General features: G+C 45.6%; 17 protein-coding genes. 14 read left to right on the plus strand and 3 right to left on the minus strand.

The genetic code is table 11. The features are described 5' to 3' along the window. The 4 genes from Q0241_RS15450 to Q0241_RS15465 form a co-directional block, all read left to right on the plus strand. On the plus strand, positions 1-750 hold a 750-nt coding region (locus Q0241_RS15450), incomplete at its 5' end, for a hypothetical protein (protein ID WP_299379057.1). Then, positions 743-1,450: a thiamine ABC transporter ATP-binding protein gene (gene thiQ / locus Q0241_RS15455; RefSeq protein ID WP_299379059.1), complete on the plus strand. Its 708-nt coding sequence runs from the start codon at positions 743-745 to the stop codon at positions 1,448-1,450. The genes Q0241_RS15450 and thiQ, both read left to right, overlap by 8 nt. A gap of 149 nt (positions 1,451-1,599) precedes the next feature. After that, positions 1,600-2,388, plus strand: a complete 789-nt coding sequence (locus Q0241_RS15460) for a transporter substrate-binding domain-containing protein (RefSeq protein ID WP_299379061.1) — start codon at positions 1,600-1,602, stop codon at positions 2,386-2,388. A gap of 81 nt (positions 2,389-2,469) precedes the next feature. Further along, entirely contained in the window at positions 2,470-3,117 is a 648-nt protein-coding gene (locus Q0241_RS15465; protein ID WP_299379063.1) for a glutathione S-transferase family protein, read from the plus strand. Between the two features lie 393 nt (positions 3,118-3,510). Here the strand turns inward: Q0241_RS15465 and Q0241_RS15470 are convergent, their stop codons facing one another. After that, positions 3,511-4,497 (minus strand): D-glycerate dehydrogenase, encoded by a 987-nt coding sequence (locus Q0241_RS15470; RefSeq protein ID WP_299379065.1) that lies wholly within the window; start codon positions 4,495-4,497, stop codon positions 3,511-3,513. Between the two features lie 213 nt (positions 4,498-4,710). Between Q0241_RS15470 and Q0241_RS15475 the strand changes: the two genes are divergently transcribed. Beyond that, positions 4,711-5,331, plus strand: a complete 621-nt coding sequence (locus tag Q0241_RS15475) for an SH3 domain-containing protein (RefSeq protein ID WP_299379067.1) — start codon at positions 4,711-4,713, stop codon at positions 5,329-5,331. A gap of 159 nt (positions 5,332-5,490) precedes the next feature. Here the strand turns inward: Q0241_RS15475 and irrA are convergent, their stop codons facing one another. After that, entirely contained in the window at positions 5,491-5,928 is a 438-nt protein-coding gene (irrA, locus tag Q0241_RS15480; protein WP_299379069.1) for an iron response transcriptional regulator IrrA, read from the minus strand. A 417-nt stretch (positions 5,929-6,345) separates the two neighbouring features. Between irrA and fabA the strand changes: the two genes are divergently transcribed. From fabA to Q0241_RS15510, 6 genes are all read left to right on the plus strand, one after another. Next, complete coding sequence (fabA, locus tag Q0241_RS15485) at positions 6,346-6,858, plus strand: bifunctional 3-hydroxydecanoyl-ACP dehydratase/trans-2-decenoyl-ACP isomerase (protein ID WP_299379071.1); 513 nt, start codon at positions 6,346-6,348, stop codon at positions 6,856-6,858. Between the two features lie 65 nt (positions 6,859-6,923). Beyond that, the gene (gene fabB, locus Q0241_RS15490) at positions 6,924-8,147 is read left to right on the plus strand and encodes a beta-ketoacyl-ACP synthase I (RefSeq protein ID WP_299379073.1); all 1,224 of its coding nucleotides are present in this window, start codon (positions 6,924-6,926) and stop codon (positions 8,145-8,147) included. A 92-nt stretch (positions 8,148-8,239) separates the two neighbouring features. After that, on the plus strand, positions 8,240-9,016 hold the full coding sequence (locus Q0241_RS15495; protein ID WP_299379087.1) for an SDR family oxidoreductase: 777 nt from the start codon (positions 8,240-8,242) through the stop codon (positions 9,014-9,016). 36 nt (positions 9,017-9,052) lie between these two features. After that, a complete protein-coding gene (locus Q0241_RS15500) occupies positions 9,053-9,517 on the plus strand; it encodes a YqaA family protein (protein WP_299379075.1) in 465 nt (154 codons plus the stop codon). Between the two features lie 99 nt (positions 9,518-9,616). Further along, complete coding sequence (locus Q0241_RS15505; RefSeq protein ID WP_299379077.1) at positions 9,617-10,588, plus strand: serine protease; 972 nt, start codon at positions 9,617-9,619, stop codon at positions 10,586-10,588. A gap of 155 nt (positions 10,589-10,743) precedes the next feature. Further along, positions 10,744-11,724 (plus strand): tRNA-dihydrouridine synthase family protein, encoded by a 981-nt coding sequence (locus tag Q0241_RS15510; RefSeq protein ID WP_299379079.1) that lies wholly within the window; start codon positions 10,744-10,746, stop codon positions 11,722-11,724. Positions 11,725-11,763: 39 nt separating this feature from the next. Here the strand turns inward: Q0241_RS15510 and Q0241_RS15515 are convergent, their stop codons facing one another. Further along, the gene (locus tag Q0241_RS15515) at positions 11,764-13,119 is read right to left on the minus strand and encodes an AmpG family muropeptide MFS transporter (RefSeq protein ID WP_299379081.1); all 1,356 of its coding nucleotides are present in this window, start codon (positions 13,117-13,119) and stop codon (positions 11,764-11,766) included. A gap of 229 nt (positions 13,120-13,348) precedes the next feature. Between Q0241_RS15515 and Q0241_RS15520 the strand changes: the two genes are divergently transcribed. The 3 genes from Q0241_RS15520 to Q0241_RS15530 all read left to right on the plus strand — a co-directional run. Next, positions 13,349-14,251 (plus strand): phytanoyl-CoA dioxygenase family protein, encoded by a 903-nt coding sequence (locus Q0241_RS15520; protein ID WP_299379082.1) that lies wholly within the window; start codon positions 13,349-13,351, stop codon positions 14,249-14,251. Next, positions 14,241-14,783, plus strand: coding sequence for a DUF4269 domain-containing protein (locus Q0241_RS15525; RefSeq protein ID WP_299379084.1), 543 nt, complete (start codon positions 14,241-14,243; stop codon positions 14,781-14,783). Before Q0241_RS15520 ends, Q0241_RS15525 begins: the two co-directional genes overlap by 11 nt. Before the next feature lie 50 nt (positions 14,784-14,833). Further along, on the plus strand, positions 14,834-16,256 hold a 1,423-nt coding region (locus Q0241_RS15530), incomplete at its 3' end, for a DUF2339 domain-containing protein (RefSeq protein WP_299379086.1).

Here is a 16,256-nt window from a genome sequence, read left to right on the forward strand (position 1 = left end):
GCAACGATCTGGAAAGCCTTTTCTCCTCGCTTAATAGCCGTCATAACAGATGAAAAATTATGGATAGCTTCGTTCAACAGTCTGCTCATATCACTAACAGCAGGCTGTATCGCACTCATACTTGCCATAGGTATCGCGCTGATGCTGCGGAGCTTACAATCGCCTTATCGTCTGGGCAGGTACATCTTAGCTTCACCCTTTGCGACAATGACGGATTTATCCGGAAGTATTATTCTGCTTCTCCCGCCTTTTGTCCTGGCAACCGGGTTATTTATTACCTTCAGAGCAGCTACCAGCCTGACAGTTTTGGCACCTTTTCTGGTGATCATTGTTAATGCCTTGATGACATTACCCTTTATACTGAGAATCCTTGTTCCTGCCTTTGAAACCTCAGCACAGAAAAGCGATCATCTATGTGATAACCTGGGCATTACGGGACTTAATCGCATACGTATTGTCGACTGGCCCCAGAACAGAAAAGCGCTGGGATTGGCTTTGGGATTATCCGTTGCACTCTCAACGGGTGATTTAAGTGTCATCGCCCTTTTTGGAACTCAGGATTTTACAACCTTGCCTCTTTTAATGTTTCAGAAAATGGGCAGCTACCGATTGGATGACGCAGCTATTACAGCCCTGTTTCTTTGCCTACAAAGCCTGATGCTCTTTATTTTTATAGAACGCGCCATATCTGGGAAAGGTTTCTCCCTCTCGACCTTAAAAACCAGCAAAAAGGCTATGCACTGTGCCTGATGATCAAAAAATACCTGACCAGAAAGCATCTGCCCCAAAAGCACGGGATCAGAAAACAAATGGTCACGAAGCATTCCAGGGATTGAGTATTGAGAAACTGTCCTATCAGCATCACGGCAGTGAAGAGGTTTTGGATTTTGATTTGAGGATAGAGCCAAATGAACTCGTCGCAATTCTAGGCCCCTCAGGTGTCGGAAAGTCAACTCTTCTGAGCTTAATTGCGGGTTTTGAAAACCCCGCTTCAGGCACCATCAAGTTTGAAGGCAAAAAGCTAAACACCCTATCACCGTCAGAACGTCCAACCACAAGTCTCTTTCAAGAACACAATCTGTTTGCCCATTTGACGGCCGAAGAAAATATTGGCTTGGGTATTCATCCCGGATTACGCCTGACAAATCAAAACAAAGGCCAGATAACAAAAGCACTCAATGATGTCGGCCTTAAAGGATTGGGGAAACGTCTTCCTGCCGAATTATCAGGCGGACAACGGCAACGCGTAGCGCTCGCGAGATGCTTGGTCAGACGAAGACCGATTTTATTGCTGGATGAACCTTTCAGCGCCCTTGATCAGGATTTGCGGAAAGAAATGCTTAGGCTTGTAAAGGAACTGCACAAAGATCATGCCCTCTTAACATTGATGGTGACACACCTGAAAGAAGATGCTGATGCCATTGCCGATCGGATTGTCTATCTTTCCTGACCAGAAGGAAGCGACGGCCCAACCTCTGTTCACAAAACTTTGAAGCAAGCCGATCTTCCACGCCTGCCTTTGAACTGGTGCAAAATATTCAACTGTTCTACACTTACGCCCGAACCCATCTTTGAAATAGCCGTAAAACCGGAATTCTCATGCTTAAAATTCAGACACTACTCGCCACAGTTACCCTTTTAACTGTTGGACTTTTTACATCTGCGCATGCCGCCGATGAATCACGCCTGAACAAAATTCTCAGCTCTGGAGAGTTAAGAGTTGGCACCACTGGGGACTGGAACCCCATGACTATCAAAAACACGACAACAGGTAACTACGAAGGTTTTGATATCGACGTTGTCACCGAGTTGGCCAAAGACATGGGCGTCAAACTGACCTTTGTTCCCACGGATTGGAAAACACTGATCAACGGTGTCGTTGCCAATAAGTACGACATGACAACATCTGCCTCTCTAAATCCAAAACGCATGGCCGTTGCTGGCTATACCGACAGCTATTACAACGTCGGAACCGTGCCGCTAACACTGAAAAAGCATCTCGATAAATTCAATTCCTGGGATGACATCAACAAGACTGATGTGTCAGTAGCAACTACTCTTGGCACCGTGCAAGAGCAACAAGCCAAAGAGTATTTCCCCCTGGCCCAACTAAAGTCTGTTGAAGCCCCCGCACGCGATTTTCAAGAAGTTCTATCTGGTCGCGCGATGGTACACATTACCTCCAACGTTGAAGCGGCTACTCTCGTTCAAAAATATGAGCAAATGGCCATTGTACCTGTGAAAGAAGCACGTTCACCTACACCACTCGCAATGCTAATTTCCCAAGACGATCAAGTATGGATCAACTACCTCAACCATTGGATCCAGCTTAAAAAGACTCAAGGCTTTTTCAACAAGCTTGCCGTAAAATGGAAATTAGCTGAATAAACCAGTCTCCATATCTCTATGAAATAACGGGCTGTTCGCGGTTCGTTATTCTTGTCGTCGGTCCTAAGAAGTAAATTCGCCATGATTTTTTACGCTGTTCCAGTCAGCAACTTTTGCACTAAAGTTGAAATTGTTCTGACATTAAAAGGCCTTTCAGCCGAGGTTCGTCTGCCCCCGTCTGGTTATGGCTCGGCTGAGTACAAATCTATTGTTCCTGCAGGTACCGTTCCTGCCCTAGTTGATGGGGATTTTGTTCTAAGTGAATCAGACAGTATTTGTGAATATCTGGAAGAGGAATACCCGCAACAAACCTTGCTACCTCACACCATAGAAGACCGCGCTAAAGTGCGAATGTTGGCTCGGTTACATGACTTGAAGATTGAGCCGCTGATAAGGTCTCTTTTTAAACATATGGCGCCAACACAAAGAGACATCGAGTTTATCGAAACAACAAAATCTTCACTTTCCCAACAATTAGATCTTTTGATCCAGCTTGGCAGTTTTCACCCCTTCATAGCAGGAGAAGACATAAGCCTAGCTGATTGCGGATATGCGCCAAGCCTGTTACTTGCGCAGAAAATGTTCATTGAAAGCAGTGTAGATTTCACATTCCCAGACAAATTTATTACCTGGCAAAATGAATTGAATCAGCACAGCAAGGTTGGACCTGTCTTAACGAAATACGGCCTCGCTGTTGATCAGTGGATAGCTCTTAAAAGAACCCAGTAAATCACCCAATAAATCACACCGTTAACCGATACGCCCTGAATAAATTTACTTCTAAAGTTAGATTTAAAAAGTAAAAGGCAGAGTTGATTTCTCAACTCTGCCTTTTGTTCCAGGTACGTCTGATTTGGAGATCGAACGATTAACCCAGACTTTGACTCTACTATGAACTCGGAGTCCCCTGCAAATAAGCAAGATTACTAATGTACTTTCCCAAACAAATTCGGGAACAAACTCTGAGCCTAAAAATTAGTTAACTGAATCTTAAATCAAGAAAACGAATCGAGCAACTACATTCAACTCAATTCAGTCATGCAAAAATCACAAGCCTTTAAAGTTTAGATCTTTTTGCCTGCCAGCCTATACAGAAAAGGACCCCGAAAGCTCCTCTTTTACTTAGAACATGGCCTCAACAACACGGTCAGGCGGTGTATGCCCATCAACAAAAGTTTTGATGTTGATAATGACTTTTTCCCCCATATCCTGACGACCTTCAATGGTCGCGGACCCCATATGCGGTAACAGAACGACATTATCACTGGCCTGTAATTTCGGGTTAACAGCAGGTTCTTGTTCAAAAACATCCAACCCTGCACCCGCGATGTCTCTTGATTTGATCAAACGGGCCAAAGCATTTTCATCAATGACCTCTCCGCGACTGGTGTTCACAATGATCGCACGGTCATTCAAAAGCTTAAGACGTCGGCTGGATAACAGGTGAAAAGTCGCAGGTGTATGCGGGCAGTTCACAGAAATAATATCCATGCGGGAAAGCATCTGATCCAAACTTTCCCAGTAGGTTGCTTCCAACTCGTTCTCAATATCCGGATGCACTTTGCGTCTGTTATGATAATGGATTGAGAGACCAAAACCCTTTGCACGGCGGGCAACAGCCTGACCAATACGCCCCATCCCGATGATGCCCAGACGTTTACCCCACATCCGATGCCCCAACATCCCTGTCGGGCTCCATCCATTCCATTCACCAGATTTGATTAATTTGACACCCTCGGTGATACGGCGAGAAACAGCCAGAATAAGGGCCATTGTCATATCGGCGGTATCTTCGGTCAAAACACCCGGTGTATTTGTGACAGTAATACCCCGCTGACGACAGGTTTTAAGATCAATATGATCCACGCCTGTTCCAAAAGAAGCGATCAGTCGCAGATTCGGTCCCGCTTGAGCAAGAACCCCTGCATCAACCCGATCTGTAACTGTTGGCACCAGAACATCGGCCTCTTTAACAGCCGCAATCAACTCTTTTTGGGAGAACGGTTTGTCGTCAAGATTCAAACGACAATCAAACAGTTCCATCATCCGGGTTTCAATCGCATCCGGAAGCCGCCGTGTAACAATTACTAGGGGTTTTTTCTGTGTCATGTGCCTATGGGATCCCCGTCGCTGGTCCTTTACGACAAGCCGTTATTATTTGAGAGTTAACGGTCTTGTTTTATCTTCCCTAGTCTATGCTGCGAATAAGGTCTTTGCCAAGAGAGAGAAACAGTTGTTTCGATAAATTCTAGCCAGCACAGAATTAGGAAGGTAATCTCTCAAACACTTCGCGAGCTATTTAGATATAATTGAAATTTCAGCATGAAAAAAAGTTTGATGCGTCTGCCTTTTTCAGGGGACAAAAAATCGGCGCTCCGGCTTTCCCGACTTTCTCTGGGGCCAAGAATAATCGGCGCCATAGGAATTATGGGAATGGTACTTTGTACCCAGTTCCTTACTCACAGCATCCAAGCACAAACTCTTGGCACAGCCTCAGGAGATCAGGTACAGAGAAAAATTGGACCAAGCGGATTACCCCTTCCCCGGTTTGTGAGCTTTCGATCTGGTAAAGTCAACATGCGCGCAGGCCCTGGTTCCCGGTATCCAATTCAATGGATTTATCAACGGCGGCGGCTACCAGTCGAAATCATTGATGAGTTTGATACTTGGCGGCAAATCCGTGATTGGCAGGGAACAATAGGCTGGGTACACCAATCCATGCTTAAGGGTCAAAGAAGTATGATGGTTACGGGCGCTGTTCGAACTATTTACGATGACCCAGAAACAACTAGCCGACCCGTTGTACAGGCAGAAGCAGGTGTGATTGGTGAGCTAGAATCCTGTAATATTGACGACTGGTGCCAAGTAGAAATCAACGATATTTCAGGGTGGCTACAACGGAAATCTCTCTATGGCTCATACCAAGGGGAAGTTTTTGATTAACTCAAAAACCAATGATGTTACGTTCTGCACGTCAATAGAGGCTTGATGATCAGTAGCGTTTTATACATGCACGAAAACAGTCTGCACACCGTAGCCTATGCAGTAGTGACTAGCTGTTGAGAATGAAATCTAACATCGGGAAATTTAAAGCATAATCCGTTAAATGGATTTGCCTTTTTCATCAAGATCAACCACATGAACAACGACCTCTACCCTCGAAATAGCTTTACCTTCTGGAAGCTTGGGCAGATTTTTGAACTGGACTGTCTCTTTATCGATATCAATCAATTCACCAGTCTCTTCATAGAAGATATGATGATGGTCACTAATGTTAGTATCAAAGTAAGACCGCCCGGCTTCAACCAAAACTTCCCTAAGAAGCCCTGCATCATGAAACTGATGAAGCGTATTATATACTGTCGCTAAAGAGACGGACACCTTGGCGTCCATTGCTTCGACATGAAGTTGCTCAGCAGATATATGACGATCCCCGCGAGAGTACAATAACTTGGCCAGCGCTAGTCGTTGTCGTGTAGGCCGCAGGCCTGCACCTTTGAGGGTATCAATCAATTCTGTATAAGGGCGTATCTTTTCCATACCTTCAATATAAGGCAGTTTCAGCGCTATTAAAGGAAAAAATCCACAAAACGCGCTGTTTTCCTTTGCCAATAGCTATTTTTCACCACCTTTTCATCGTCGATAACCAGAATTACTTTCTAAAACTCAGCAAAAAAACTTTTTTACTCTATTGATCAAAAGGGCGAGAATTCAGACAATAATTATCAAATGTTTCAAATTGTTTCAGTTTTTGATTGATCTTTTCCTATAGAAACAGCACATGTCAGGGAAATAGATCGCTTCTCGTGACAAGGAATATAAAATTCCTTAATAAAACGAGCTGTTACAACTTGAAGAACATTGCCAGGACATGGTGTGCCTGTGCTATAGTCACGCCGGATTCGGCCGATTAGAGCTGATGTTCGGATAACAACATAAAAGACGGTGGATAAACCTTTGAGCGAACGCCAGAACAGCTACTCCTATGAAGAAATTCTATCTTGTGGACGTGGTGAACTCTTTGGTCCTGGAAATGCCCAGTTACCTTTACCTCCAATGCTGATGTTTGACCGCATAACAACCATTAACGACGATGGTGGTGAACACGGCAAAGGTCAGATAATTGCAGAATTCGACATTAAGCCTGATCTTTGGTTTTTTGGCTGTCATTTCGAAGGTGACCCGGTTATGCCTGGCTGCCTTGGCCTTGATGCCGTATGGCAAATGACTGGATTTTTCCTAGGATGGACTGGCGCTCTTGGTAGAGGTCGTGCACTTGGTGTTGGTGAAGTTAAGCTAAAAAGCATGATCACCCCATCTGTCAAAAAAGTGACCTATAAAGTTGATATGAAGCGAGTCATAAATCGCCGACTGGTTATGGGCGTCTCTGACGGTATCATCATGGCTGATGATGATGTTGCGTTCGAGATCAAAGATATGAAAGTTGGTTTGTTTCAATCTGACTCTTAAGCCAGTACATTAATTATTGCCGCCGTTATCAATTTAGGTTGGCTTGTAAAGAAGGGATACGACAGATGCGTCGCGTAGTCGTCACCGGACTTGGAATTGTTTCCAGCATTGGCAACAACAAAGAAGAAGTAATCGATTCTTTGAAAGAAGGTCGATCAGGTATTGAATATTGCGAAACCTATGCCGAGCTGGGCTTTCGCAGCCATATTCACGGATCCATCAATATCGATCTTGATTCTTTAGTAGACAGAAAGCTGCGTCGCTTCATGGGCGATGGTTCTGCCTATAACTATGTTGCGATGAAAGAGGCCATCGAAGACGCTGGTCTTGGAGATGATCTGGTATCTAACATCAGAACAGGTCTCGTTATGGGCTCTGGTGGTTCTTCTACATCCAATCAGGTAGCCGCGGCGGATATCACGCGTCAGAAAAGCCCAAAACGCGTCGGTCCCTATATGGTGCCACGATGCATGGGTTCAACAAACTCCGCAAATATGGGAACTGCCTTTAAAATCAAAGGCCACAGCTATTCCATTACCTCTGCGTGCTCTACATCAGCACACTGTGTGGGGAATGGCGCAGAGCTTATCCAAATGGGCAAACAAGACATCGTTTTTGCGGGTGGAGGAGAAGAACTTCATTGGACGCTCACGGTTCTTTTTGATGCTATGGGCGCCCTTTCCAGCAAATATAATGACGACCCTACCAAAGCATCTCGCGCATACGATTCTGACCGTGATGGCTTTGTCATATCCGGTGGTGCTGGTGTCGTCGTTCTTGAAGAATATGAACATGCCAAAGCACGTGGCGCAAAAATCTATGGTGAGCTTGCTGGCTATGGCGCAACATCTGATGGCGCTGATATGGTTGCGCCATCTGGTGAAGGTGCTGTTCGTTGTATGAAACTTGCTCTTGCCGAAGCTGGCAATACCAAAGTTAACTACATCAACGCTCACGGTACTTCCACGCCAGTTGGGGATGGTACCGAGCTTAATGCAATCAAGGAAACCTTCGAGGGACAGGAAACGCCTTGGATTTCGTCAACAAAGTCCCTAACCGGCCACTCTCAGGGGGCGACCGGCGTTCAAGAAATTATTTACTCACTGCTTATGATGGACAACAATTTCCTGTGTGCATCTGCAAATATCGAAAACCTCGATCCCGAAGCTCAAGGTATGCCAATTCTCCTTGAAAGAAGAGACAACGAGGAAATCGACTGCGTTATGTCCAACAGCTTTGGCTTTGGTGGCACGAACGCATCGGTAATCTTCAAACGCCTGAGCGAGTAAGCCTGATAATAAAAACAGGACCTCGCAAAGAACAAAGCTTCGAATAGCAGTATTAGACGAAAGGTAGAAACGTGACGATGACAACGGCATTGATGGATGGAAAGCGCGGCTTAATTATGGGCGTCGCGAACAACCATTCCATCGCCTGGGGGATTGCTCAAGCGTTACATAACCAAGGGGCAGAACTCGCTTTCACCTACCAAGGTGACGCCTTTAAAAAGCGAGTTGAACCTCTGGCAGAATCATTGGGATCAGATCTGGTTCTTCCTTGTGATGTTGAGGACGGTGATGCATTGGAAAATGTTTTCGCAACCCTCAAGGAACAATGGGGAAGCCTGGACTTTGTTGTCCACGCAATTGCCTATTCTGACAAAGAAGAACTCAAAGGACGTTATGTAGATACAACACGGGAAAATTTCCGTAATACCATGTCTATATCCTGCTATTCTTTTACTGCTGTCGCACAAAAAGCGGCACCGTTCTTGAGCGAAAACAGTAGCCTGATTACCCTGACATATCTTGGGTCCGAACGCGTCACGCCTAACTATAACGTTATGGGTGTTGCGAAAGCTGCTCTGGAATCGTCTGTGCGGTACCTTGCAACCGATCTTGGCCCAACAGGAACACGCGTTAATGCAATTTCTGCAGGTCCAATGCGTACACTTGCAGGCTCTGCGATTGCAGATGCCAAGTATACCTATGGCTTTACACGTGATAACTCTCCGCTTGAGCGCAATGTGCTTTTGGAAGAGGTTGGAAACGCAGGTCTTTACCTTGCATCAGACCTTTCAGCTGGTGTGACTGGTGAAGTGCACTTCGTTGATGCAGGTTTCAACGTCATCGCGATACCAAGTCCGAAAAAAGACTAAGGCCATTTTATTTGGTCATCAGATTAAGGCTGCCTTTTGGCAGCCTTTTTTTACGACCGACGCTACGATTTAAGACATTTTGATATGTTCACGCTTTTTAGTCTTTTTACAGGTGCTTTTTTAGCCGCCACAATACTCCCCTTCTCTTCCGAAGTAATGCTGGCAACAGCTTTGCATTCTGGGGAACATTCAAAATGGCTTTTGGTGCTCATTGCAACAACAGGAAATACCCTCGGCGCTGTTGTGAACTGGTGGCTAGGCCTTTACCTTTTACATTGGTCAAATCGCAAGTGGTTCCCCTTTTCAACACACCAATTAAACAAAGCCTCAAAATGGTTTCAAAAATACGGTACTTTCTCTCTACTACTAGCTTGGGTTCCGGTAATAGGTGATCCTCTCACTTTTGCAGCAGGGGTTCTGAGGGTTAGATTTATTCTTTTTTTACCCCTCGTGTTTTTGGGGAAAGGGTTGCGATACGTTTTAATAGGTTGGATATTTTAAAGAACAGTTGATCGTAGGAGGTTCAGAAAATTAGTGCCCTTTTCCCATCCAAACTGCGATAGTCAACAATAACGTCTGATGTCTAAAGGGATAACAACAATGATATCTGGTAGATTCCGCGCTCTCTTGATCACTATGATTGTTATCCTTGCCGGATGCAGTGCCCAACAAAAGCAAACACCATCACAGGCAACAACATCATCATCAACAAATACAACTGAGAAAATACAACAGGCCAATCCCGGCTTTTTGGTGGGCAAAAATTTTGCCTTGCTCGAAGCCCGTGAATATCCTTGGAGCACGCTTGGACGGCTTAATGTTGCGGGGCGTCATTTTTGCAATGGCACAATGGTTAGTTCGCGTAAACTTCTCGCCCCCGCATCCTGTCTCTACGATCTTATTGAAAGCCGTTGGTTCCAACCGAAGGAAATGGTTTTTGTTGCAGGATATCAGCGAGATGATTCAACAATTTCATCGGTAGTTAAGAGCTATCAAATTTCTCAAGGCTTTACCCCTGCAAACAAAAGTTTGAAATCTTTGTTGAATAACTGGGCTTTGATCGAGTTAAACAACCCACTTGGCAATTATACCGGTTGGGCTGGCGTTACAAGCCAGACACACCCCAACGACTTAATCATCGAAGCTGGCTACCGTAGGGGATGGGAACACATACAGGCCTTGTTTCCCTTCTGTAATCAAAACACCGCCAGATCGACCTCGTGCCCCTCACGGAACGAAGGTCCACTCAATCGTTTTTCTATTACGGATCAAGGACTTGTTCTCGCACCAAGCAATGTCATCGCAGATCAAACCTATCAAAGCTGGAATCTTAGCCCGCACCCCGCTGCCCCGCAAAAATCACCCTATGTTACTTCACAGCCTCAAAACAGCGTGCAGCGTCTGTTAGTTGACCTTAAATACCTCGAAACAAATACATCCGATGTATCCAGAGCACTTTTGCAGGCACAGCAAGATTTGAACATTCCACCAACAGAAGAAGCTGACAGCACAACGCTGTATCACCTACTCAAGCGACTAAACGCTCTATACAACGGCAAGCCTGCTTCCTGATATTTCGATTAAGATAGGTTATTGGGCAAACGGATGGGTTTTGACTCCCGCCCCGCTGCCCTGTACACAGCAGCAAAATATATGGGCATCAGATTTTGGGTAATCCAGATCAGGCGAAAGATATTGAGAACCGGTAAAAACAGAAAGATCTGTGCATGAAGCTGATCCTTGCCCCCATGGAAGGTCTGGTCGATGCACAAATGCGCCAGATACTTACCACTATCGGGGGTATCGATCAGGGTGTGACAGAGTTTATCCGGGTCAATGACCTCGTTTTACCACCGAAATCTTTCTACAAAATTGCCCCAGAACTTAAAACCGCAGGTAAGACCGCTGCTGGGACCCCAATTTCAATTCAGCTACTTGGCTCGAACCCTGATGTTATGGGCGAGAACGCCCAACTCGCGGTGAAACTTGGTGCCCCGGCAATCGACCTCAATTTTGGCTGTCCCTCCAAACGCGTTAACTCTCACAAAGGCGGTTCTGTCCTGCTCAAAGAACCCAACATTGTTTATGATGTCGTGAAAGCGGTCCGCACTGCTGTTCCGGATACCATTCCGGTCACCGCGAAGATGCGGTTGGGATACGAAGATAAGTCACAAGCCCTGGAAAATGCGCATGCCATCGAAGAAGGCGGCGCCTCAGAAGTCTGTGTGCATGCCCGAACAAAGGTAGAAGGCTATCGCCCCCCGGCCCATTGGGAATGGATTGCCCGTATCCGGGAAGCCGTTGATATCAACGTGGTCGCAAACGGCGATGTTTGCACAGTGAATGACTATAAACGCTGTCGCGAGATCAGTGGCTGCACCGATGTCATGATTGGACGTGGTCTTATTGCCAAACCGGATCTTGCCCGCCTGATCCAATATGATAACCGATCTGATAGGGATGATACCCCTCAGAATGCTCCAGTCCTGCCTTGGCAAGAATTCTTACCCGTTTTACGTGGGTTTTACAGGGAAATGTGGTTGGAAGTACCAGATAAACACGGCCCCGGGCGCCTCAAGCAATGGTTAAACTTTCTGAAACTGCAATACCCAGAAGCTCAAGACCTCTTTACGCAAATCCGCGGGATCAAAGACCCTGAAGTTATCGATCGTATGCTGCTACCCGATGCTTTTCAGGAAGCAAGTTAAAGGCTAGCGGTCTCATCCACCCGTAATTAATAAAAGTATTTACTGAACCGTTTCTACAGTTGGTTTTTCCAAATTTTCATCTGATTTCTGTCTGGAATCATATATCATCAGCCCGATAACCATAATAATTGCGGGGATTCCCATTCCAGCTGCATAAAGGAAAAAAGTTGTATAGTCTGTGTGATCAATAATTACACCAGAAAATCCTGAAATAAATTTACCAGGAAGCGTCATAAACGAGCTAAATAATGCATATTGTGTCGCCGTATAACTCTTATTAACAAGGCTGGACAAATAGGCAATAAACACAGCACTGGCAACACCATTAGAAAAGTTATCCGCTGTAATTGTCAATGTAAGGAAATCAAGGGAATAGCCAACCTGTGCAAGGATCGCAAAAAGAACATTTGTTAGACAAACCAATATCGCCCCAAGAAGCAGAACAGGTAAAAGCCCGAACCGCATAAGTAACATACCACCGACATAGCCACCAAAGATTGTCATAATCAGACCAAACACTTTGGATATGCTGGCAATTTCAGACTTCGAAAACCCAAGATCGATGTAAAGAGGGTTTGCCATATTCCCCATGATAATATCACTGATCTTATAGGCACCAATAAATGCCAGAATAAATCCACCAATCCAGCCATTACGCTTGAAGAAATCCACAAAGGGATTCAACACCATTGTTTGCGCTTGATCTATATAGCTATTTGATTTGTCAAAAGGCTTGATCCCCTCAGGCGCTTCTTCCCTATCCGGTTCCTTGATAACAAATACGGTAATAATACCGACCCCCATCAATAGGGCCATGACCTGATAACTTAATATCCAAGAATAAAAATCAGCCAAATATAATGACCCTGCACCAGCCACGAGCATAGCAATGCGGTAACCCATGACATAATTAGCAGACATAGCCCCTTGGTACTCTGTATCCATTGCTTCGATGCGATAGGCATCAAGCCCGATATCCTGTGTCGCCGAGGAAAAAGCAACAACAACGGAAAAAGCGGCCATTTGTGCAAGGTTTGCAGTTGGATCGGTAAAAGCCATACCAATCAAACCAACAATAATACCAAATTGCCCCAAGAGCATCCAAGAGCGGCGCTTTCCCAAACGCCATAAAAAGGGAATATCAATGTGATCGACCAAAGGTGCCCAGAGAACTTTGATTGAAAAAGCCAAACCAACCCAAGCAAAAAACCCGATCTCGGTACGGGAAACACCCACATCTCTGAGCCATGTATTTAGCGTAGAAAAGATTAACAGCAAAGGCAGGCCAGCAGAAAAGCCAAGAAACAACATACCTATGACCCGTGGCTGACGATAAACCATCAGAGATTCTAGCCAGTTATAGCTACTTTTTCTCTTGCTAGTACCGTCTGTCATATACCTGTTTTCCCTGTATCAATTGGCCCAAAGGCCTTCATTACTTATATAGTTAACTGTCAGCTTTTGGATCATAAGTCACGGATCAAAGATTGTCTGTGGGTTATTTTTAAATTGCCCACAATTTTCTCTACTCAAAGTGCTTTGTTATCTCTAGACTTTTTATCCAATCATTAATCCAACGAGATGACGAACTCATAAACACCCTCTGCAATAGGATGTCTCTTACATGACAAACAACACCACTTCATCCATACAAAAGTTTGCCGCCCCTGCTGGCGGTATTCTTAACACTGAAATGAAGCAATTTTTTGATGATAATGGTGTGTTGGTTCTGGAAGACTTTGTATCCAAAGCTGCCTGTGAAAAGCTGATGACACAGGCGGGGAGCATTGTAGATGCATTTGATCCCGATGAATTTCGGGCTGTCTTTTCGACAACCAATAAAAGCCACGAGGGCAATGACTATTTCGAAAAATCAGGGGATAAAATTCGCTGCTTCTTCGAAGAAGGTGCCTTTGATGCCGAAGGTAAGTTGAAACAAGATAAGGCCCTTTCTATCAACAAGATCGGACATGCCCAACACGATCTTGATCCCGTGTTTTCAGCTTTTTCCCGCAATCCCGATCTTGCACAGGTTGCCAAGGATCTAGGCATGGCACAGCCCTTGTTAAGCCAATCTATGTATATTTTCAAACAACCCCGTATCGGCGGCGAGGTGATTTGCCATCAGGATTCAACCTTTCTCTATACAGAACCCCATTCCTGTATCGGTATGTGGTTTGCCATGGAAGATGCCACCCTCGAGAACGGCTGCATGTGGGGCCTGCCCGGACATCATAAATCCCCCTTGAAAAAGCGCCATTATCGCAATGCCGATGGAAAGCTCATTACCGAAAAGCTAAACGACACAGTATGGCCCGAGGAAGACCGCGTCCCGCTAGAAGTTAAACAGGGGTCATTGATTGTTCTCCACGGACAGCTTCCACATCTAAGTGGGGCAAATACGTCGGATAAATCCAGACAGGCCTACACGCTGCATCTTATCGACGGTGCTTGTGACTACCCCGATACAAACTGGCTGAGTAGAAGTTCAGATATGCCCTTCAGAGGGTTTGAGATTGACGGGTGACACCACAAAGAAAAAGCCCGGCTATGACGAAGCTCTGAACTGCTTGGGCCTTTCAAAACTTCTCGGGGGTGTTGATTACGAGATTATTGGTACACCGCCTCTGGGTATCGATATTGCAGACAGCGATATTGATATTGCCTGTTTCAGCTCTGCCCCTGATGCTTTGGCGCAGAGGTTATCAACAGCACTTGCTAATCATACCGATCTATCTCAAAGAACACTTTCTTTTCCAGCTTACAAAACAGTGCTTGTATCCTTTAACTTTATGGGGTGGCCCATTGAATTTTTCATTCAAAACAAGCTCTTAAACGAACAGTTTGGTGTCCGCCATTTTCTTTTGGAAAAACGGTTACTAGCCCTTTTCGGCCCTCGCTTTACGCAACGAGTGATCGAACTCAAGCAGCAGGGTGTAAAAACTGAACCTGCTTTTGCCAAACTTCTTGGTATTACCGGCGATCCCTATCTCAATCTTTTAAGTCTGGAAAACCTGCCAGATCAAAAAATCAGACGTCTATTTCCCCCAAGTTTATGATAAGTCACAGCTTCCTGTTGTCTCTACCTTAGGGATAACGCTATGATCCCGTGAGTTTTGTTGTAAATCAACCAGCTTTACGTGTTATCTGTGCTGGTTTAGGGGGTATTGTGGACGAAGTACTACTGGTTCTTCTGGGAATTCTCATTCTTTTTGGTGGTCCGATACTGGCTTTTGTGGCCCTGTATAAAATCGGCGGACTACGCAGTGAGATCGTTGCACTAAAACTCAAGTTACAAAACCTTGAGAAAAAAGCTGTGCCAGCCACAGCACCAGACACAACCATAGAAAACCCCGTGACACCGTCACAAGAAGCAAAACCAGTGGCAACGCCACAGGAAAGCGCACTTGATACAGCTAAAGACATCCAAAGCGAGTCTTTGCAAAAACCTGGACAAACAAACGAACAGCGTTCGTCCTCAGAAGAAACCGCAGCTTCTCAACTCGGGGCCGATGCTCAAGAACCATCAGACATAAAACAGGGCAACCAGCAAGCTGAGCAGCAAGAAAAGCAACCTGTCGCAGCCAGATCCATTGCCGAAGCCATGGAAAGCTATTCCAACGACAAAAGCCCGTGGAAATCTTTCGAAGAGGCTTTCACCCGTCAGTGGCTGGTTTGGCTTGGCAGTTTGACCGTTATTATCGGCGGCGTTTTCCTGATAAAATATTCGATTGAGAACAACCTGCTTTCCCCTGGCTTTAGAATTACCTGTGGCGTTCTCTTTGGTTTATCCCTGATGTTTGGTGGGGAATGGTTACGTAGACGCCCCATTGAACAAGCAATCGCTGCGCTCAAACCCAATCACGTTCCACCCGCCTTAACTGCTGCGGGCCTTGCCATCACCTATGGCAGTATCTACGCCGCCTATGGCCTGTACGATCTTATTTCACCGCTCTTTGCTTTTGTCCTGCTCACCATCGTAGCAATTGCCGGGTTGGGACTTTCCTTGCTTCAGGGTCCATTGATTGCCGCTATGGGCATGGCTGGCGCCTTTGTCATTCCGATGCTCGTCAGTACAGGCAATTCGTCCGCCTGGGCTCTTTTCAGCTATCTAAGCTTTATTACAGCCTCTGCGTTGGCGGTTGTCCGCTATCAGAACTGGTGGTGGCTTGGCTGGATGTCTCTCACAGGTTCAGTCCTCTGGCAACTTCTGTGGATGGGTGCAGCATGGGAGAAAGGCGATATCTATCCGCTTGCTCTGCATCAAATCCTGATGATCGGCCTCTTTATAGCGCCACGGTATGAAAGTTTCCTCAGTTCTATCGAAGATATCAAAACCAGCTTAAAACACCCGTTCGATTTTGACGGCAAACTGTCGCCAGAAAAGATCCTTGGGCTTTCGGCCATGGCAGCTGTACTGGCATTACAGATTATTCTCTTGTCCATGGATAACTTCTCTACCGCCTCGCTTGTCTTCTTCTTTATCATCGCTCGCGGGCTTGGGTATAGCGCCTTCCAACTCAGACACCGCC

This window comes from uncultured Kiloniella sp., from assembly GCF_937128705.1.
Taxonomy (GTDB): Bacteria; Pseudomonadota; Alphaproteobacteria; order Kiloniellales; family Kiloniellaceae; genus Kiloniella.